General features: G+C 56.4%; 18 protein-coding genes. 11 read left to right on the top strand and 7 right to left on the bottom strand.

Features of this window, described 5'->3' with window-relative positions:
• Positions 1-116: 116 nt before the first annotated feature.
• Entirely contained in the window at positions 117-515 is a 399-nt protein-coding gene (locus MYY08_RS06690; protein ID WP_038623745.1) for a transposase, read from the bottom strand.
• A gap of 528 nt (positions 516-1,043) precedes the next feature.
• Between MYY08_RS06690 and MYY08_RS06685 the strand changes: the two genes are divergently transcribed.
• Positions 1,044-2,300 carry an oligosaccharide flippase family protein gene (locus MYY08_RS06685; RefSeq protein WP_084970142.1) on the top strand — a complete coding sequence of 419 codons (1,257 nt, stop codon included), beginning with the start codon at positions 1,044-1,046 and terminating at the stop codon, positions 2,298-2,300.
• Between the two features lie 7 nt (positions 2,301-2,307).
• Positions 2,308-3,267 (top strand): ATP-grasp fold amidoligase family protein, encoded by a 960-nt coding sequence (locus tag MYY08_RS06680; RefSeq protein ID WP_084970141.1) that lies wholly within the window; start codon positions 2,308-2,310, stop codon positions 3,265-3,267.
• A gap of 77 nt (positions 3,268-3,344) precedes the next feature.
• Here MYY08_RS06680 and MYY08_RS06675 read toward each other — a convergent pair whose 3' ends face one another.
• Complete coding sequence (locus MYY08_RS06675; RefSeq protein ID WP_038623749.1) at positions 3,345-3,632, bottom strand: YjcB family protein; 288 nt, start codon at positions 3,630-3,632, stop codon at positions 3,345-3,347.
• 581 nt (positions 3,633-4,213) lie between these two features.
• Between MYY08_RS06675 and dgcN the strand changes: the two genes are divergently transcribed.
• Positions 4,214-5,485 (top strand): diguanylate cyclase DgcN/YfiN, encoded by a 1,272-nt coding sequence (dgcN, locus tag MYY08_RS06670; protein ID WP_288013847.1) that lies wholly within the window; start codon positions 4,214-4,216, stop codon positions 5,483-5,485.
• Here dgcN and soxS read toward each other — a convergent pair.
• On the bottom strand, positions 5,482-5,910 hold the full coding sequence (gene soxS, locus MYY08_RS06665; protein WP_038623751.1) for a superoxide response transcriptional regulator SoxS: 429 nt from the start codon (positions 5,908-5,910) through the stop codon (positions 5,482-5,484). The genes dgcN and soxS overlap by 4 nt on opposite strands.
• A gap of 90 nt (positions 5,911-6,000) precedes the next feature.
• On the opposite strand from soxS, the gene soxR reads away from it, so the two are divergent.
• From soxR to MYY08_RS06645, 4 genes are all read left to right on the top strand, one after another.
• Positions 6,001-6,468 (top strand): redox-sensitive transcriptional activator SoxR, encoded by a 468-nt coding sequence (gene soxR, locus MYY08_RS06660; protein WP_038623753.1) that lies wholly within the window; start codon positions 6,001-6,003, stop codon positions 6,466-6,468.
• 41 nt (positions 6,469-6,509) lie between these two features.
• Positions 6,510-7,175 carry a glutathione S-transferase family protein gene (locus tag MYY08_RS06655; RefSeq protein WP_038623755.1) on the top strand — a complete coding sequence of 222 codons (666 nt, stop codon included), beginning with the start codon at positions 6,510-6,512 and terminating at the stop codon, positions 7,173-7,175.
• Positions 7,176-7,525: 350 nt separating this feature from the next.
• A complete protein-coding gene (locus tag MYY08_RS06650; protein WP_038623757.1) occupies positions 7,526-8,875 on the top strand; it encodes an NCS2 family permease in 1,350 nt (449 codons plus the stop codon).
• A 210-nt stretch (positions 8,876-9,085) separates the two neighbouring features.
• Positions 9,086-10,738 carry a Na+/H+ antiporter gene (locus MYY08_RS06645; RefSeq protein ID WP_288013846.1) on the top strand — a complete coding sequence of 551 codons (1,653 nt, stop codon included), beginning with the start codon at positions 9,086-9,088 and terminating at the stop codon, positions 10,736-10,738.
• Between the two features lie 31 nt (positions 10,739-10,769).
• Here MYY08_RS06645 and MYY08_RS06640 read toward each other — a convergent pair whose 3' ends face one another.
• Complete coding sequence (locus MYY08_RS06640) at positions 10,770-11,672, bottom strand: LysR family transcriptional regulator (protein WP_038623761.1); 903 nt, start codon at positions 11,670-11,672, stop codon at positions 10,770-10,772.
• A gap of 106 nt (positions 11,673-11,778) precedes the next feature.
• Between MYY08_RS06640 and MYY08_RS06635 the strand changes: the two genes are divergently transcribed.
• Both MYY08_RS06635 and MYY08_RS06630 read left to right on the top strand, forming a co-directional pair.
• Positions 11,779-12,204 carry a CidA/LrgA family protein gene (locus MYY08_RS06635; protein ID WP_038623763.1) on the top strand — a complete coding sequence of 142 codons (426 nt, stop codon included), beginning with the start codon at positions 11,779-11,781 and terminating at the stop codon, positions 12,202-12,204.
• Positions 12,197-12,895: an LrgB family protein gene (locus MYY08_RS06630; protein ID WP_288013845.1), complete on the top strand. Its 699-nt coding sequence runs from the start codon at positions 12,197-12,199 to the stop codon at positions 12,893-12,895. The genes MYY08_RS06635 and MYY08_RS06630 overlap by 8 nt, the downstream gene beginning before the upstream one ends.
• A 100-nt stretch (positions 12,896-12,995) precedes the next feature.
• On the opposite strand, the gene actP is transcribed toward MYY08_RS06630, so the two are convergent.
• From actP to acs, 3 genes are all read right to left on the bottom strand, one after another.
• Complete coding sequence (actP, locus tag MYY08_RS06625) at positions 12,996-14,657, bottom strand: cation/acetate symporter ActP (RefSeq protein ID WP_038623767.1); 1,662 nt, start codon at positions 14,655-14,657, stop codon at positions 12,996-12,998.
• Positions 14,657-14,965 (bottom strand): DUF485 domain-containing protein, encoded by a 309-nt coding sequence (locus MYY08_RS06620; RefSeq protein WP_038623769.1) that lies wholly within the window; start codon positions 14,963-14,965, stop codon positions 14,657-14,659. The genes actP and MYY08_RS06620 overlap by 1 nt, the downstream gene beginning before the upstream one ends.
• Before the next feature lie 141 nt (positions 14,966-15,106).
• Complete coding sequence (gene acs, locus MYY08_RS06615) at positions 15,107-17,062, bottom strand: acetate--CoA ligase (RefSeq protein ID WP_288013844.1); 1,956 nt, start codon at positions 17,060-17,062, stop codon at positions 15,107-15,109.
• 507 nt (positions 17,063-17,569) lie between these two features.
• Here acs and gltP point away from each other — a divergent pair.
• Together gltP and murQ are read left to right on the top strand one after the other, a co-directional pair.
• The gene (gene gltP / locus MYY08_RS06610) at positions 17,570-18,871 is read left to right on the top strand and encodes a glutamate/aspartate:proton symporter GltP (RefSeq protein ID WP_038623773.1); all 1,302 of its coding nucleotides are present in this window, start codon (positions 17,570-17,572) and stop codon (positions 18,869-18,871) included.
• Positions 18,872-19,044: 173 nt separating this feature from the next.
• On the top strand, positions 19,045-19,962 hold the full coding sequence (gene murQ / locus MYY08_RS06605) for an N-acetylmuramic acid 6-phosphate etherase (protein ID WP_038623775.1): 918 nt from the start codon (positions 19,045-19,047) through the stop codon (positions 19,960-19,962).
• Positions 19,963-20,102: the final 140 nt, after the last annotated feature.

Here is a 20,102-nt window from a genome sequence, read left to right as displayed (position 1 = left end):
CCCGGACTGAAACAGTTCAGGAAAAAATGGTACGAAAGGCTATTTCTTAACTTTTTTATTAATTTCACATGTCTTTGCTTAAGAGTGTCATCCTGTCATTTTCAATAAACTGTTAATCAGTGATTATCACACTGGCTGGATGGATAGTGATAAACGCTGCGGCTGATATCAAGCAAGCGACAGCTGCGACGCGTGCCAATCTCAAACGTATCCTGCAAATAATTAACCGCCTGACGCTTATCATTGGTAGTAAAGAAGTTTTTTACGACGCTTTGCAGCATGGCTTTGTCAGAACTGAGCATCTGCAATTCGCGGTTAAGGGCCTGTACTTTCTCCTCTAACTCCTTGATTTTCCTTCCCTCCTCTGAGGAGAGCCCTGCGTATTTTTTCTTCCAGCTATAGAAGGTCGCTTCTGAAATACCCAAATCTTCACAGATATCCTTGACCTTAACGCCACACTCGGAAGCTTTAATCGCATTGGTGATTTGCTCTTCGGTGTATCGTGACTTTCTCATAAATGCTGTTACCTTTCTAATCAATTAATGGATGAGAACGGCTGCAATAATAAATGGATCTAATCCCCTGGAATATTAGAGCAGCGTATTAAAGTGCGCGATTTGAATGGCAAGCAATAAGTTAAGTTATCCTGTAGAAATATCATCATGGGATTTCTCTTATTTTAACTTTGCCTCCTCCCCATACCTTCCTCAAAACTAAGTTTTGTTATAAATTCTCTTCCGAACAGATGAAACGATTTCGACAACCACGGCGCGCTTTTATGGCTTGCGGAACGGCAAAGTTGTGCCAGGGTTGTCATTTAAAATAATTTTTATGAAATCGTTTACAGGGAATTGAAAAGACCAGTTTTTATCAGGCAGTCTCTGAGATTAATCTCATGAAATGGCAAGTCATTGTTATTAAAATATCCGTCAGGCAGACGTGTTTTTTAATGCTTTAGCCCAGAGTACACTGTGCGTAATTGTACGTTTTAAACATGGATGTCGTTTTCATATGTGAGTAGTGGAAATACAAAGGATGCGTCGATGAAATACAGTGTAATGTCCAATGCCGCCTGGATGATATCCGAAAAATTTGTCTCCATATTTGGCGTCATTTTTGTCACGTCTTATGTGGCGAAATCATTTGGACCCACGGTATTTGGCCAGATGTCTTTTTCAGCATCACTCTTTTCCGTGGTGCAAACTATCGCCATCTTTGGCACTGAGACGATTCTGTTCAAGCGCATCAGCAAAAGCGCGCAGAAAGGGGTGCGTCTGATGACCATCGCCAAAAAGCTGCGCCTGTCTCTGCTGTTGCTGATCTCTTTGCCTTTGCTGGTGTGGATGTACTATCACATGCGCGAGAACTATCTCGCCTTTGCGATGGCTTCGTTCCTGTCGGCGCTGTTTGTCACGCAGGATACGTTTAGCGTCTTTAACAACGCTCGGCTGGCGTCCCGGTTGAATACCCTCGCCAACACGGCAGGCATGTTGTTGAGCTTCGCGATCAGTTTCAGTGTCGCCTGGCTGAAACTGAATCCGCTCTGGTTGACGCTGTCCATCGTCGCACTCACGCTGGTGCCTTATATGATCAAAAGGCGCACGTTTTATCAGCGTTTTAGCGATGAAGCGCCGCCACGCGGAAAAAGCGGCAATTATCTGCGTTATTTAATTTATGCCGGACTGCCATTGGCAATTTCGAGCATATTTATTTCGATTCAGATAAAACTGGCGCAATTCTTCCTTGTCAGTGTGGGGACGGCAAAGGATGTAGGGCTGTTCACTGCGGCGAATATGATATCGGCTTCATGGATATTTATTCCAGCGGCGATCATTACCTCAAGTTTTACTGAAATATTCAGGGAGCAGTCGGAAAGAGCTTTAAAACTGACTGCCCGTTTAAATGGCTATGTCATGGTTGTTTCACTCTTGATGCTGCTTATCGTGTCCCTGTACGGTGAGAAGATCATTATTACCCTTTATGGGCAAGATTACACACAGTCTGGAAGTATCATTACATTATTGTCGTTAGCAACCTGCTTTTCGTCAATGGGGACGGTCGCGTATCGTTATATGGTCAAAGAAGGAGGTTTTAATTATCTGTTGAAGAAAATTCTTTGCCTGATGCTAATTAGCGTTCCGCTGAGCTGGGTATGCATTACCAGCCTGGGGCTAAAAGGCGCGGCGTGGAGTGTTTTAATCACAGAGATCCTGTCCCTGACCGTAATGAACTACTTCTTCAAAAATGGCGTCATTCGCAAGATCCACGTTTCCTCACTCAACTACAAAACTTACAAATGAGGTTAAGATGTCTAAGTTTAAAGATGAATTAAGAAGAAGCGTTCTTTATTTTGTAAAAAAAATGCCGTGGGCATACCAGGATCGCATTCACTATTTTCGTAAGTTTAAAAGACTACCCAATATTCGTGAACCCAAGCTGTTCAACGAAAAGGTGCTGTACCGCAAGTTCGTCAACGGCGACTACGTACGCTACAGCAAGCTTTCCGATAAATTTACGGTACGCGACTATATCGCTGATGTGATTGGCGAAGAGTACCTGATTCCGCTGGTGCATGAGACCAGCGACCCCACGACGTTGCTGAGTCTGCCGAGCCTGAAGAACACGGTCGTTAAGCCGAACCACGGCTCCAACATGGTGGAAATTCTGCTGGAAGAGCCGGACAGCCTGCAAAAGCAGCTGATTGTGAATCGCTGCCATGAATGGCTGCGCAAAGACTTTTCTGAAGAAGCCCGTGAGATTCACTATCGCTATATCAAGCCACGTATTTTGGTGGAGCAGTATATAGGCGACGGGAAAAGCGCGCCGATCGATTATAAATTTCACATGTTCAATAAAAAAGACGGCAATTTTGAATATGTGTTGCAGGTGATCTATAACCGCAGCAATCCGGCGCTGTCGATGAATTTCTACGTTAATAATCTTCAGGAAGCCTGGTACAAAATTCGTGATACCGGGTTGGATATTAACCCGATGATGCCGAAGCTGGAGCACGCATTAGCCCTGAGTAAGACGCTGGCGAAAGATTTCGATTATGTGCGCGTTGACTGGTATATCCATGAAGAGCAGATCTGGTTCGGCGAATTAACCTTTACGCCTGGCGCCGGGCTGGTCACCGGACTCGATCGCGGCCTGAATAAAATGATGGGCGAAATGTGGTTGCAGGATCGCATTGTTACGCCGCAGGCGCCAGTCGGGGTGGCGGACGTCACCGATGTTACGCTGCCAGCGATGCTGAAAAAAGTATAAGCGTCCGGGCGCGTGGGCGAATAGAGGACGAATAAAAAAGCGAGCCGGGCAGCTCGCTTTTTTTATCGTGCAGGTTATCAGGGCATCGGCATCGGCCATTCAGGCGGCGTCTGACTCATGATATTAATAAAGGCCTCTTTCATGATGTTCAGGAAATTATTCATATTTTCCATACTGAACGTCATGCCCAGCAGACCGGCGACAAACCAACAGGTCACGCCCACGCCAATGCCGCTAAACAGAAAGGCCATAACCGGATGGCTCGTCTGACGGCATTTGGTTTTAAACGTGCTGGCGAAAAACATCAATACGGCGCTCAGTAATTCCCAACGCATTACAACAAGGCTGGCGGTAAGCGTAGCCATAACATGCAACCTCTGTTTCTTTATCTACCCTGACGCCTGAAGTGAAGAACGCGATAAAGATGCCAGGGAGTCTTTACCGGTCGTCGATGTACAACACACAAAGTGTGACCTGAATCACATTATATCACTGGCTTTTAAAAGTTGAACAAAATTTACACCGAACGGTAACGGTTTGATACGTTGGGATCGCACGTATCCGCGCGCCAGGACGACTCTGATTTCGCTTGCGGACCTGGCGTAGCGGTACGGCTAATAAGATGTTTTTTCAGCAAACCCATAACAGCCGCAGGGCTTTGGGATGAATCTGACAGTCTGGGTCGTTGTACCTGCGTGATGGGCCGGATAGGCTCTCTCGTACAGGTTTAACCACTCAGCGTTACCAGATTCGGCGTGCTTTTTGCCATCTCTGCCACGCCCTGTTTGTGCCAATCTTATTCAGGATGAAATTATGACAAGGGTGCTTTTTGCCTCTGACGTATATCTGGGGTGTCGTCCGTTGCCGAACGATGCTTCGTTGAGCGGTTTCGCATGCGGGGTAAGCAATGTCTAACCGCAGCGCAGATCGGAACGATGTTGCCAGCATGAAGCCGCTTCCGCGTCCTACGCTGCGTAAATCGTTGCAGCGTATTCATCTGATCATCATCGTCGTCTCGATGACCATCTCCGGTATTTCGCTCTCTACGCTCTCGCTGATCGCATTGCGCAACTATGCGGAAAACAATCTGGAACTGCTCGCCTCCACCCTCAGCTTTACGGTGCAGTCGTCGGTCGTGAAGGGCGACGGTGAGATCGTGCGCGAGGCGCTGGCGGAAATCGGCAAGCGCGGCAGCTTTGTCTGGGCGCGTGTTTACGATCGCCAGGGGCAGCTGCTGGCTGGCTGGCACGCTTCTCCGCATCAGCATCAAAACACCATCGAACGGCTGATTGCGCGCTGGCTGTTTCCTCAGCCGGTCAGCACGCCGGTGATGCAGTCAGGCGAGGAGGTGGGGCGTATCTGGCTGGTCGGCAACGCCTACGAGGTCATTCAGTATCTCTATAAGACGTTCGCCTGGCTTGCGGCGAGCCTGATGACCACCGCTACGCTCGCTTCGCTGCTCTCCCGCCGTATGCACGCCGGCATTCTGCAGGCGCTGCAAAGCATCACTTCGGTCACGCGCGACGTGCGCGAACGTCGCGCCTTCGCGCGCCGGGTGCCGGAAGCAGAGATCGCCGAGCTGCATGCGCTGAGCCATGATTTCAATATATTGCTGGAGGAGCTGGATGAATGGCAGAAAAATATGAAGCAGGAACATGACAGCCTGGTGCATCAGGCGAGTCATGACGGCCTGACCGGACTGCCTAACCGCATCGCCTTTGAACGGACGCTGGGCCGCGCCTTTGCCGATGACGACCAGCGTCACAAGCTGGCGCTGCTGTTTATCGACGGCGACCGTTTTAAGCAGATCAATGATACCTGGGGCCATGCCGCCGGTGACGCCATTATTACCGCCACCGCGCAGCGGCTGCGCGGGCAGGTGCGGAAGATAGATATGGTGGCGCGCCTCGGCGGCGATGAGTTCGCCATCCTGCTGCGCGATATCAGCGAGCCGGCGCAGGTCGCGCGCGTGGTGCAGCATATTATGAACGCGATGGAAGCGCCGCTGATCCTGCCCGACGGCAAGCCGATCGCCTGGTCGCTGAGCATCGGCGCGGCGTTGGGCAAATCGTCACGCTCGGCGGAAGGGCTGCTGGCGCAGGCGGATGCCGCCATGTACCACATAAAAGCGTTGGGCGGCGGCTGGTACCTGTCGCCGCTCTGGCAGAGCCAGCCGCAGTCTGAAATCCTTCAGACCGGGCCGGACGCCGTGTTTTAACCGCTGACCGGGCAGCAGACGCCGGTGGTGCGTTGGGCGAAGCTGCTCATCGCATCGCCGCGCGGGAAGGCGGCCGGACGCTGACGCAGCGCGTTCTGGCGACGCATGCTGTGACGATAGGCGGTCGGCGTCTGCGAAAACTGGCGGCGGAAAACGCGGGAAAAAGTCTGTTGTGAATCAAAGCCGTACTGCATGGCGATATCAAATACCGGACGCTGCGTCAGGGTCAGCGCTTCCGCGGCCAGCGTCAGCCGACGTTCACGGATATAGCTGCCCAGCGTCTGCCTGGTGACGGCGCGAAACATCCGCTGCAGATGCCACTTGGAGTAGCCAGCTTTGGCTGCGACTTCATCAATGGAAAGATTTTTATCTAAGTTCCGATCAATCCAGTCAGTCAGAGAATGAATAATATCTTTATGCATCATGACGACGTCCTTCTGATTAGATTTTGCGCTTTGCGGGTTTGATGGTGGGCAAGTATAATTCCTCAAGTTAACTTGAGGTAAAGCGTAAAAATGAAAAAAAGCAATTATCCAAAACCGGTGCTGACGCCAGGAGAAGTGGCGAAGCGCAGCGGGGTAGCGGTGTCGGCGCTGCATTTTTATGAGTCGAAAGGGCTGATCGCCAGCACGCGCAACGGCGGCAACCAGCGGCGATACAGCCGCGACGTGCTGCGCCGCGTGGCGATCATTAAAATCGCTCAGCGCATCGGCATTCCGCTGGCGACGGTCAGCGAAAGCCTGGCGCATATGCCGGTCGATAAGCGCATTTCGGCGAAAGCCTGGGAGGCGTTGACCGAGCAGTGGCGCGCCGAGTTGAACAAGCGCATCGAAACTCTGACGCACCTGCGTGACGACCTGGACGGCTGCATCGGCTGCGGCTGCTTATCGATGCGCGACTGTCCGCTGCGCAACCCCAACGATCGGCTGGCTGAAGAGGGCACCGGCGCCATCCTGCTCGATCCGCAGCGCGAAGAGGAGTAGCCGCTATACTGGAGGCTGACGCATGACTTCTGGAGCCTGCCATGATCGTGGTTCATCATCTGAATAACTCCCGTTCGCAGCGTATTCTCTGGCTGCTGGAAGAGCTGGAGCTGCCGTATGAAATCAAGCGCTATCAGCGTCAGACGTCGATGCTCGCCCCGCCGGAATTGAAAAAAGTGCATCCGCTGGGCAAAGCACCGGTAATCACCGATGGCGACCGCGTCGTAGCGGAATCAGGCGCGATTCTGGAATATCTGGTCGGGCGTTACGATCGCAACCGGCTGCTGACGCCGCTGGATGAGGAAGAAGCGCTTGAATGCCGCTACTGGTTACACTATGCGGAAGGATCGCTGATGCCGCTGGTGGTGATGCGCCTGATCTTCAGCCGCATGGGCAAGCCGCCGGTGCCGTGGCTGCTACGCCCGATCGGCGCGGCGTTCGGCAACGGCGTCCGTAAAGGCTTTCTCGATAAACAGCTGACCACGCACCGTCAATTTATCGAACAGCATCTGACCCGGCTGCCGTGGTTCGCTGGACAGCATCTGACGCTGGCCGATATTCAGATGACCTTCCCCATTCAGGGGCTGGCGGCGCGCGGCGGGCTGGATGGCATGCCCGCTACACAGGCCTGGCTGGATAAAATCAGCCGCCGTCCCGCCTGGCAGCGGGCGATTCAGCAGGGTGGCGAACTGAATTTGCCGGACTAAGCCGCCTCAGGCTCATGGACGGCAAGGAGTAAAAAAATCTTAGCCGTCCGACAGTTATCCCTTTTTTTTCTTTGAACCTTCCTGTCTGACCTCACGCCTTCCGGCGCGCTGCTTGTTAATTGTGCTGAATTGACTACAAACAGCAGTTGAAAATATGCCGGAAAAGGCAGGATAATCGTTTGCCTTTTTACAGGTCGCTTTTCGGCCCCTTTTCGCGCGGCGAGGTAAACGTTTGCTTTTTTAGCAGGCGTCGGGCAACGAGTTGCACGCCGGTCTTCATCCAGGGAATAAAGACGACGATGCGTTATCCAGCGTCGCGCAGGCTGTCATCCAAAATAACGAGGTTTTACATGTCCACTCCTTCACAACCTGCGCGCCGTTCGCTTGACGCCTGGTTCCAGATCTCAGCGCGCGGCAGCAGCGTGCGTCAGGAGATTATCGCCGGTTTAACGACCTTTTTGGCGATGGTCTATTCGGTTATCGTCGTGCCGGGCATGCTGGGCAAAGCCGGTTTTCCTCCGGCGGCGGTCTTCGTCTCTACCTGCCTGGTCGCCAGCTTCGGCTCGATCATTATGGGCCTGTGGGCGAACCTGCCGATGGCGATTGGCTGTGCGATCTCGCTGACCGCCTTTACCGCCTTTAGCCTGGTGCTGGGGCAGCAGATCAGCATTCCGGTCGCGCTGGGCGCAGTATTCCTGATGGGCGTGCTGTTTACGCTGATCTCCGCCACCGGCATTCGCGCCTGGATTCTGCGCAACCTGCCGATGGGCGTGGCGCACGGCACCGGCATCGGCATCGGGCTGTTTCTGCTGCTGATCGCCGCTGACGGCGTCGGGCTGGTAGTGAAAAATCCGGCGCCGGGCCTGCCGGTGGCGCTGGGGCATTTCACCTCGTTTCCGGTCATTATGTCGCTGCTGGGCCTGGCCGTGATTTTCGGCCTGGAGAAGCGTCGCGTGCCAGGCGGCATTCTGTTGACCATTATCGCCATCTCACTGATTGGCCTCGCGTTCGATCCCGCGGTGAGTTTTAAAGGGCTGTTTGCCATGCCGAGCCTGAGCGACGCTAACGGCCATTCGCTGCTGTTCAGCCTGGATATCGGCGGCGCGCTACAGGCGGCGGTGCTGCCCAGCGTGCTGGCGCTGGTGATGACGGCAGTTTTCGACGCCACCGGCACCATTCGCGCGGTGGCGGGGCAGGCTAATCTGCTGGATAAAGAGGGGCAGATCATCAACGGCGGCAAGGCGCTGACCACTGACTCCATCAGCAGTATTTTCGCTGGGCTGGTAGGCGCCTCGCCCGCGGCGGTCTATATCGAATCGGCGGCCGGCACGGCGGCGGGCGGTAAAACTGGCCTGACGGCGATCGTGGTCGGCCTGCTGTTCCTGCTGATCCTGTTTATGTCGCCGCTGGCTTATTTAGTACCGGCCTATGCTACGGCGCCCGCGCTGATGTATGTCGGCCTGCTGATGTTGAGCAACGTAGCGAAAATCGATTTCAACGATTTCGTCGACGCGATGTCCGGGCTGGTGACGGCGGTGTTTATCGTCCTGACCTGCAATATCGTCACCGGCATTATGCTCGGCTTCGGCGGGCTGGTGATTGGTCGTCTGTTCGCTGGCGAATGGCGCAAGCTGAATATCGGCACCGTGATTATCGCGGTGGCGCTGGTCGCTTTTTACGCGGGCGGCTGGGCGCTTTAATCCTGTCTGGCGCGGCAGCGATGCCGCGCCATGTTCCTTCCTTCCGCCGCATTTCCTGCCTTCCGCCTGATAAACAGAGAATCGTCCTGAAGCGTTGCGAATCGCACGCCTTGTTTTTAACAAGTTTAACGTTTTGTTTTACACTGCTAACGGGGCACCCCCAGGGTAATCGATTCACATATGCCTGCCGGAAGAAGCTATAAGGAAAGCATGGAAATCTTTTTTACTATTCTCATTATGACGTTAGTGGTGTCGCTCTCCGGCGTCGCCGCCCGTATTATCCCGTTTCAAATCCCGCTGCCGCTGGTGCAGATCGCCGCGGGCGCGCTGCTTGCCTGGCCGACTTTCGGCCTGCATGTCGATTTTGACCCGGAGCTGTTTCTGGTGTTGTTTATTCCGCCGCTGCTGTTCGCCGACGGCTGGAAAACGCCGGTTAACGAGTTTCTTCATCATGGCCGTGAAATCATGGGCCTGGCCTTAGTGCTGGTGCTGATCACCGTCGTGGGCATCGGCTATCTGATCTACTGGATGGTGCCGGGCATTCCACTGGTGCCCGCCTTCGCGCTGGCGGCGGTGCTGTCGCCGACGGACGCCGTGGCGCTGTCGGGCATCGTCGGCGAAGGGCGCATTCCCAAGAAGATCATGTCAATTTTGCAGGGCGAGGCGCTGATGAACGACGCGTCGGGCCTGGTGTCGCTCAAGTTCGCCGTTGCGGTGGCGATGGGAACGATGGTCTTTACCGTTTCCGGCGCGACCGTAGAGTTTCTGAAAGTGGCGATCGGCGGCCTGCTGGCGGGCGCTGCGGTCTGCTGGCTGTTCGGCAAATCACTGCGTCTTTTCAGCCGACTGAGCGGCGACGATCCCGCTACCCAGACGGTACTGCTGCTGCTGCTGCCGTTCGCCTCCTATCTGATCGCCGAGCATCTTGGCGTATCAGGCATCCTGGCGGCGGTGGCGGCCGGTATGATGATCACCCGCTCCGGCATTATGCGCCGCGCGCCGCTGGCGATGCGCCTGCGCGCCAACAGCGTCTGGCAGATGCTGGAATTCGTGTTTAACGGCATGGTGTTCCTGATGCTCGGCCTGCAACTGCCTGGCATTCTGGAAACCTCGATTACCGAGGCGAACGCCGATCCAAACGTCGAGCTGTGGATGCTGTTTACCGACATTCTGCTGGTGTACGCCGCCCTGATGCTGGTGCGTTTCGGCTGGCTCTGGACTATGCAGCGCCTCAGCAAGCGCCTGCTGACCAAAAAACCTATGGAGTTCAGCAGTTACAGCACGCGCGAGTTGCTGATTGCTTCGTTTGCCGGGGTGCGCGGCGCGATTACGCTGGCCGGTGTGCTGTCGATACCGCTGTTCCTGCCGAACGGCGACGCTTTCCCTGGCCGTTACGAGCTGGTATTCCTTGCGACCGGCGTCATTCTCTTCTCGCTGTTTGTCGGCGTCATTCTGTTGCCAGTCTTGCTGCGCGGCATCGACGGCATTGATAAGAGCGTGCATCGCCGCGAACTGCAGCAGGCGCGTGCGGTAATGGCGGGTGCGGCGGTTGAAAGCCTCTATAAGATGGAAGAGCGCCTGACGCAGGATGCCGAAGAGAATATCGATAACGAGCTGTTGAAAGAGGTGAGCTCACGGGTGATAGGCAACCTGCGCCGCCGCGCCGACGGACAGAGCGACCTGGAGAATGCGCACGTGGCGGAGGATCTGGAGCGCCGCTTCCGCCTCACCGCGCTGCGCGCCGAACGCGCTGAGCTTTATCATCTGCGCGCCACGCAGCAGATCAGCAACGAGACGATGCAGAAGCTGCTGCGCGATCTCGACCTGCTGGAAGCGCTGCTGGTCGAGAAAGAGGAGCATTAATCGCGAAGGCGGGCAGGGCTACCTGTCCGCCTTATACCGAAATCTTCGGCGCTTCGCCCGGCCAGAAGGCGCGACAGCAGTCAATCCACGCCTGCGCGCTGCGGGACAGATAGCTTCCTTCGCGCCAAATTAATCCCAGCGTCCACGTTAAATCCGATTCCAGCGGCAGCCACAGCAGCGATTTTCGATCGAGCCTTTGACAAATCGGCTCCGGCAGAATCGCCACGCCCATGCCCGCCTGTACCATTGCGGCCAGAAAATCCCATTGCCCGCTGCGCACCGCGATCTGCGGCGTCAGGCCCGCGCGCTGAAACGCCTTTTTCAGCTGGCGGTTTAGCGAAAACTCCTCATTGAAAATCAGTAGCGGATGCTGCGCCACTTCCGTCAGCGAGAGGCTCAGGCGATCGCGCCAGGGCGCCGCGTGCGGCACCAGCACACAGAGCGGATGCTGCATCAGCGTCAGGGTATTCAGCGGCAGCTGCTCATCTACCGGCAGTGCGGTCAGCGCCAGATCGAGACCGCCTGACAGCACGGCTTCCTGTACCGCCAGGCCGCCTGATTCGACAATATTTAGCGCAATGCCGGGATAGCGTTGACGAAAGGCGGAGACGGACCCGGCGATCTGCATGCCCACCATCGGCGGCACGCCCAGGCGCAGCTCGCCGGTCTTCAACTGATTGATATCGCCGATCTCCATCTCCAGCTGCTTGAACGCCTGCAAAATCGTCAGGCCGCGCTGATATACCACCTGGCCGCTGTCGGTCAGATGCAGCTTGCGGCCTTCGCGCAGCAGCAGCGTGCAGCCTAATTCTTCTTCCAGATGGCGCAGCATTTTACTGATGGTCGGCTGCGTGACGAACAGCGTCTCCGCCGCACGGGTAAAGCTTTGCTGACGCACCACCTCGACAAAATAACGTAGCGCCCGAACGTCCATAAACTATTCCCTCTGTGCATAGTTCGGATGATTTTAATTCATTTTTTTCACCCTTTAACAGCGCCGTATACTGACAGCCGTCACAGAAAAACAGGAGAAACCAATTATGGCGGTAGCGATAAGCCCTCAAAGTACGGGCTGGCTGCGGCGTTTACAGGTGCCGTTGCAGGTGGGCATTTATATCGGTCTGTTTATCTTCGCACAGCAGCTGGTGGGTTGGCTGCATCTGCCGCTGCCGGCCAATATCGTCGGCATGCTGCTGCTGCTGACGCTGATTGTGCTGCGCATCGTGCCGCTGAAGTGGGTGAAGGCGGGCGGCAGTTGGCTGCTGGCGGAAATGCTGCTGTTTTTCGTACCGGCGGTGGTGGCGGTAGTTAACTACGGCGACCTGCTGAAAGTGGAAGGCTGGCGCATCTGCGTCGTTATCGCTCTCAGCACGCTGATGGTATTGGGCGCTACGGCGCTGGTGGTCGATCGCGTTTACCGGCTGGAGATCTGGCTGGCGCAGCGTAAGCAGGCGCGCCATGAATGATCTGATTATCAGCCTGCTCTGTTTTATCGCCACGCTCTGCGTCTATTTTCTGAATAAACAGCTCTATCGCCGCTGGCGTAAGCTGCTGCTGATGCCGCTGGTGCTGACGCCGCTGCTGCTGGTGGGGATGCTGCTGTTGACCCATATCTCCTGGCAGGATTATATCGGCGAGAGCCGCTGGCTGCTGTGGCTGCTCGGCCCGGCGACGCTGGCGTTTGCGGTGCCGGTCTATGAAAACATGACGATTATCCGTCGCCACTGGCTGTCGCTGTCGGCGGGCGTGGTAACCGCTACGCTGGTAGCGGTATGCAGCTCGGTCTGGCTGGCGCGTCTGCTGACGCTGCCGGAAATTATCCAGCGTAGCCTGGCGGTGCGTTCGATCACCACGCCGTTCGCCTTGGCCGCGGCGCAGCAGGTGGGTGGACAGCCCGACCTGGTGGCGCTGTTTGTGGTGATCACCGGCGTCTTCGGCATGGCGGTCGGCGATGTGCTGTTTCTGCGGCTGGCGGTTAAGCAGGGGCTGGCGAAAGGCGCGGGCTTCGGCGCCGCCTCACATGGCGCAGGCACCGCGCGCGCCTATGAGTTAGGGCAGCAGGAGGGGGTGGTTTCCAGCCTGGTGATGATGCTGTCGGGCGTGGTCACGGTGGTGATCGCGCCGCTGATCGGCCAGCTGATGTGGGCGACGAGCTAAGCGCCGCCTGATAAAAAAGGGCCGCTAAGCGGCCCGAAGAAGATTGAACAATATTAAAGCACGGGCCGCCCCGGTCCATAACCTGAGGGCGGCCCGTGCTTTAGTGGGCTTTGCCCTGATCGATGCCGATGCCGGTTTGCGAACGCACGAACTGGGCGCGGAACAGCTGACGCTCCTGCGCGCCCTGCGCGGAGTGGTCAGTGATCGAGAACAGCCAGGTGCCGATAAAGGCGACCAGCATCGAGAACAGCGCCGGATACTCATACGGGAAAACCGGCGTCGCATGGCCGAGCACCTGCACCCATACCGTCGGGCCAAGAATCATCAGCAGCACCGCCGTCAGCAGTCCCAGCCAGCCGCCGATCATCGCGCCGCGCGTGGTCAGCCGCGACCAGTACATCGACAGCAGAATGATCGGGAAATTACAGCTGGCGGCGATAGAGAAGGCCAGACCGACCATAAAGGCGATATTCTGTTTTTCAAACAGAATGCCCAGCGCAATCGCCACCACGCCCAGTACCAGCACGGTGATTTTCGAGACGCGTAGCTCTTCGCGTTCGGTCGCCTGACCTTTACGCACCACGCTGGCGTAGAGATCGTGCGATACGGCGGAGGCGCCCGCCAGCGTCAGCCCGGCGACCACCGCCAGAATGGTGGCGAAGGCGACGGCGGAGATAAAGCCGAGGAAGGTGCTGCCGCCCACCGCGTTCGCCAGATGCACCGCCGCCATATTGTTGCCGCCGATCAGCGCGCCGGTGGCGTCTTTAAATGCCGGGTTGGCGCCGACCAGTAAAATCGCGCCGAAGCCGATAATAAAGGTCAGGAAGTAGAAATAGCCCATAAAGCCCGTAGCCCAGAACACGCTTTTGCGCGCCTCGCGCGCGTCGCTGACGGTAAAGAAGCGCATCAGGATATGCGGCAGACCGGCGGTGCCGAACATCAGACCCAATCCCAGCGACAGCGCGGAGACAGGATCGTTGACCAGCCCGCCGGGGCGCATAATCGCCTGACCTTTGGGATGCACCGCCATCGCCTCGGTAAACAGCGTGTTGAAGCTGAAGCCGACCGATTTCATCACCATGATCGCCATAAAAGAAGCGCCGAACAGCAGCAGCACCGCTTTGATGATCTGCACCCATGTGGTCGCCAGCATGCCGCCGAACAGCACGTACAGCACCATCAGAATGCCGACCAGCACTACCGCCACATGGTAATCCAGCCCAAACAGCAGCTGAATCAGCTTGCCTGCGCCGACCATCTGCGCAATCAGATAAAGGGCGACCACCACCAGCGAGCCGCAGGCGGAAAGCGTGCGGATCGGCTTCTGCTGTAAGCGGTAAGAGGCGACATCAGCGAAGGTGTAGCGGCCCAGGTTGCGCAGCCGCTCGGCGATCAGAAACAGAATGATCGGCCAGCCGACCAGAAAGCCCAGCGAATAGATCAGGCCGTCGTAGCCGGAGGTGTAAACCAGCGCGGAGATGCCGAGAAACGAGGCGGCGGACATAAAGTCGCCGGCCATCGCCAGCCCGTTTTGAAAGCCGGTGATATTGCCGCCCGCGGTATAGTAGTCGCTGCGCGAGCGGGTGCGTTTTGAAGCCCACCAGGTGATGCCGAGCGTCCCGGCAACGAATACCAGGAACATGATAATCGCCTGATAGTTAGTGCTCTGTTTCTGCACCGCGCCGCTAATCGCATCGGCAGCCAGCAGCGGCAGGGGAAGCAGCAGCGTCAGGCCTGCGGCAAAGCGTTTTAGCCCGATCATTATTTCACCTCATCGATAATCTGTTTAGTCAGGCGATCGAACTCGCCGTTGGCGCGCCAGACGTAAACGCCGGTCAACAGGAAAGAGATCACAATCAGGCCGACGCCGATAGGGATGCCGCGCGTAACGTTGGTGCCCTCATGCAGCGGGGCGCCCAGCCAGTCGGGGGCGAAAGCGATAAGTAAAATAAAGCCGACATACAGGATGAGCATGATGATGGACAGAATCAGCGCGAAACGCTGGCGCTTTTGCACCAGCTCTTTAAAGCGCGAGCTGTTCTCTATCCGGGCATAGATAGCGTCGTTCATTACAGCGTCTCCAGAGGTAAGAAAAGATCGGGGAGATCCCTTCAGGAACTTTTTATAGTGTTATGACGTCTGTTTTACCGGCTGGCCTGCGCCAGCCGTGCCGCTCGTTAATCAGAGGGGCGGCGTTCGCCGCCCTGCGGGTTATGGCATGGCGATGCTCTGTTTCTCCTCCAGCAGTTTTTCCACTACGCCAGGATCAGCCAGCGTTGAGGTGTCGCCCAGGTTACTGGTGTCGCCGGTGGCGATTTTGCGCAGGATGCGGCGCATAATCTTGCCGGAGCGGGTTTTCGGCAGCGAATCGGTCCAGTGCAGCACGTCCGGGGTGGCGATCGGCCCAATCTCCTTGCGCACCCAGTTGCGCACTTCCGCATACAGCTCCGGCGTCGGCTCTTCGCCATGGTTCAGCGTAATATAGGCGTAGATTGCCTGGCCCTTAATGCTGTGCGGGATGCCGACCACCGCCGCTTCGGCGATTTTGGCGTGGGAAACCAGCGCCGATTCGATTTCGGCAGTGCCCAGACGATGACCGGAGACGTTCAGCACGTCATCCACGCGGCCGGTGATCCAGTAGTAGCCATCCTCGTCGCGTCGCGCGCCGTCGCCGCTGAAATACATATTTTTGAAGGTGGAGAAATAGGTTTGCTCAAAGCGCTCGTGATCGCCGAACAGCGTGCGCGCCTGGCCCGGCCAGGAGTCGACAATGACCAGGTTGCCTTCGCAGGCACCTTCCTGACTTTGTCCTTCATTATCCACCAGCGCTGGCTGCACGCCGAAGAAAGGTTTGGTCGCCGAACCCGCTTTCAGCTCGGTGGCGCCGGGCAGGGGGGTGATCATGAAGCCGCCGGTCTCGGTCTGCCACCAGGTATCGACGATCGGGCAGCGGCTGTCGCCGATTTTTTTGTAATACCACTCCCAGGCTTCCGGGTTAATCGGCTCACCCACCGATCCCAGAATGCGCAGCGACGCGCGGCTGGTGCCGGCAATCGCCCGGTCGCCTTCCGCCATCAGCGCGCGGATCGCCGTCGGCGCGGTATAGAGCAGCGTCACCTTATGCTTGTCTACCACTTCCGCCATGCGGCTCGGCTGCGGCCAGTTAGGCACCCCTTCGAACATCAGCGTGGTGGCGCCGCAGGCCAGCGGGCCGTAAAGCAGGTAGCTGTGGCCGGTGATCCAGCCTACGTCGGCGGTGCACCAGTAGACGTCGCTGGGTTGATAATCGAAGACATATTTAAAGGTGGCGGCGACGTAAACCAAATAACCGCCGGTGGTGTGCAGCACGCCCTTCGGCTTGCCGGTAGATCCAGAGGTATAAAGGATAAACAGCGGATCTTCCGCGTTCATCTCTTCCGGCTGGTGGTGCGAACAGGCGCTGTTCATGCGCTCGTGCCACCAGCTGTCGCGGCCGTTCTGCCAGGCGATCTCATTGCCGGTGCGTTTCAGCACCACCACATGCTCCACGCTGGTGACGCCGGGGTTTTTTAACGCCTCGTCGACATTCTTTTTCAGCGGAATAGTGCGGCCCGCGCGGATGCCCTCGTCGGCAGTCACCACCAGTTTGGCGCTGGAGTCGATAATGCGTCCCGACACCGCTTCCGGCGAAAAGCCGCCGAAAATCACCGAGTGCACCGCGCCGATGCGTGCGCAGGCCAGCATCGCCACCGCCGCTTCCGGCACCATCGGCATATAGATTGCAACGACGTCGCCCTTTTTGATCTCCAGCTCTTTCAGCACATTGGCGAAACGGCAGACCTCACGATGAAGCTGGCGGTAGGTCAGCGTTTTGCTTTCGCTGGCGTCGTCGCCTTCCCAGATGATGGCGGGATGATCGCCGCGTTCGTGCAGATGGCGGTCCAGACAGTTGGCCGCCAGATTGAGCGTGCCGTCCTCATACCAGCGAATGCTGATATTGCCCGGCGCGAAAGAGGTATTCTTCACTCTGGTGTAAGGCTTGATCCAGTCCAGCATTTTCCCTTGCTCGCCCCAAAAAGCGTCAGGGTCCTGTACCGATTGTTGATACATCGACTGGTACTGTTCCGCATTTATCAGCGTATGTTCCGCAATGCTGGCGGGAACGGGATGTTTAATGATTTGGCTCATGGCTGGTCTCCTTGAAGATGTTAATCATATGTCAATCAAAGGTTAATAACAGCGAGGAGCAGCGCTTTGTTTCTTTTTTGCGCGACAGATCACGGGAATAACAAACGCGATGAAATGTGCAGGTTTTCGCCAGCCTGGCGGTAGGGAATCGCTTTACTTCTTTTCCATTAAGTGTAGGTAATTACGCTCGGCGCTGTTGAAAAAAACAGCGATCGATTCACATCTTGTAATGCATACCTATGCCAAAAGAAGAAGCTATATTACTTTTCATAACATAGAGTTACTGGTTTGATAACCGGAAGGCATTTATCTTGCCGCTTCCTGGACTGACGAAAGAGATCGCCGCAAAGGTTGCTTTTCGCCCGTTGATAATGGTACTTATCAACGGCCCTTTCCGGGCGCTACCATCAATAACCCTCGATTTTACCGGACTTTGTCCATTTCCCTTAGTGTGTAAATATCCGCGCTCCTGTGCGGAACCAGGGTTTGTTAAGGAAATGAAACACTATGAAAGGTTTTAAAATCAGCCTTGCCTGGCAAATACTGATTGCATTAGTGCTGGGTGTCATCGTTGGTGCGATTTTGCATAACCAACCTGAGGATCGTGAATGGTTAATCACCAATATCCTCTCGCCTGCCGGTGATATCTTTATTCATCTGATCAAGATGATTGTGGTGCCAATTGTGATTTCTACTCTTGTGGTAGGTATTGCAGGCGTGGGCGACGCAAAGAAGCTTGGACGAATCGGCGTCAAGACAATTGTCTACTTTGAAGTGATTACCACCATTGCCATCGTTGTAGGGATTACTCTGGCGAATGTCTTTCAGCCTGGCACCGGCATTGATATGTCGACGCTGGCAACGGTGGATATCTCTAAATATGAAGCGACTACCGAACAAGTGCAGAGCGGGGCGCATAGCCTTGTGGTCACCATTCTGTCGCTGATCCCGCAGAATATTTTCGCGGCCATCGCCAAGGGCGATATGCTGCCGATCATCTTCTTCTCGGTGCTGTTTGGTCTCGGCCTCTCGTCGCTGCCGTCCGAACACCGCGATCCGCTGGTGAAAGTGTTCCGCTCAGTGTCGGAAACCATGTTTAAAGTGACGCATATGATCATGCGCTACGCGCCGATTGGCGTGTTCGCCCTGATCGCTGTGACCATCGCCAACTTTGGTTTCTCCTCGCTCTGGCCGCTGGCGAAGCTGGTGCTGCTGGTGTACGCCGCCATTCTGTTCTTCGCCTTCGTAGTGCTGGGCGCGGTGGCGCGCATCTGCAAGCTGAAAATCACCACGCTGATGCGCATCCTGAAAGATGAGCTGATCCTCTCTTACTCCACCTCCAGCTCCGAAACGGTGCTGCCGCGCATTATGGAGAAGATGGAAGCCTACGGCGCGCCGAAGGCGATCACCAGCTTCGTGGTGCCGACCGGCTACTCGTTCAATCTCGACGGCTCTACGCTCTATCAGAGCATCGCGGCGATCTTTATCGCGCAGCTCTACGGCATCGACCTCTCCCTGACGGATGAGATCGTGCTGGTGCTGACGCTGATGGTCACCTCAAAAGGGATTGCGGGCGTGCCGGGCGTCTCCTTTGTGGTGCTGCTGGCAACGCTGGGCAGCGTCGGTATTCCGCTGGAAGGCCTGGCCTTTATCGCTGGCGTCGACCGTATCATGGATATGGCGCGCACCGCGCTGAACGTGGTGGGCAATGCGCTGGCAGTGCTGGTTATCGCCAAGTGGGAAGACCAGTTCGATACCGCTCAGGCGGAGAAATATGAGCAGCAGCTGCGTATACAAACCGCACGCTAAGCCGCCTCATGCATCCTGACGCCGCCCCTGCTTCCGCTCGGGCGGCGTTTTTTATCCGTTGTTTTGTCCCACCTCTCCGCTTAAGCGGTTCCATTCTGGGAAAGAGTTGCTCATTATATTGCGCGGCGCAGTTCGCCTGCCGCCGTCTCTGTCCGCCTTATAAGGGAGTAGCTATGAGTCTCGATCTGTCACGCATGATCACCGAAAGCCGCAATCCGGCCAGCGAAAACATCGATGAGCTGTCTACCGAAGCGATGCTGCGCGTCATCAACAACGAAGATAAAAAGGTCGCCCTGGCGGTAGAGGCGATTGTGCCGCAGATCGCTGAGGCGGTAGATGCCATTACCGCCGCGTTTCAGCAGGGCGGACGCCTGATTTACAGCGGCGCCGGCACTTCCGGGCGACTGGGTATTCTCGATGCCAGCGAATGTCCGCCTACCTTCGGCACGCCGCGCGAGCAGGTGGTGGGGCTGATTGCTGGCGGCCATACGGCCATTTTGCAGGCAGTGGAAAACGCGGAAGACAATGCAGAGAGGGGCGCGGCCGATTTGCAGGCGATTGAGTTCAGCGCGCGCGATGTGCTGGTCGGCATCGCCGCCAGCGGGCGCACGCCTTACGTACTGGGCGCGCTCGACTATGCGCGGCGTCAGGGCGCGACCACCGTGGCGCTGACCTGTAACCCCGACAGCGAAATGGCGCGCGTGGCGCATATCGCCCTGACGCCGGTGGTGGGACCGGAAGTGGTGACCGGTTCTTCGCGTCTGAAAGCCGGAACGGCACAGAAGCTGGTGCTGAATATGCTGACTACCGGCGCGATGATTCGCAGCGGCAAGGTGTTCGGTAATCTGATGGTAGATGTGGAAGCGACTAACCAGAAGCTGGTGCAGCGCCAGATCAATATCGTCATGCAGGCGACCGACTGCGGCGCGGAAGAGGCGCAGGCGGCGCTGGCCGCCTGTAACGGACACTGCAAAACCGCCATTCTGATGGTGCTGGGTCATCTTTCCGCGCCGGAAGCCACTCGCCTGTTGGCACAGCATCACGGCTTTATCCGCCAGGCGCTGCGTGAGGCGGTTTCGGGACGACCGTAACAGAAAAAAGGCTTCTTTTTCAGCACGTCCTTGCCTGAAGAAGAAGCCTGTTCAGACCCCATTCGCACCTTCTCCTAAATAAATCTTACGATTTATTTATCCGCAAATTTCCCCGGTTTTCACTGCTGTGCCTTAGATGC

The organism is Mixta sp. (assembly GCF_024610815.1).
GTDB classification, from domain to species: domain Bacteria; phylum Pseudomonadota; class Gammaproteobacteria; order Enterobacterales; family Enterobacteriaceae; genus Mixta; species Mixta calida.
This window is presented reverse-complemented; position numbering and strand designations above follow the sequence as displayed.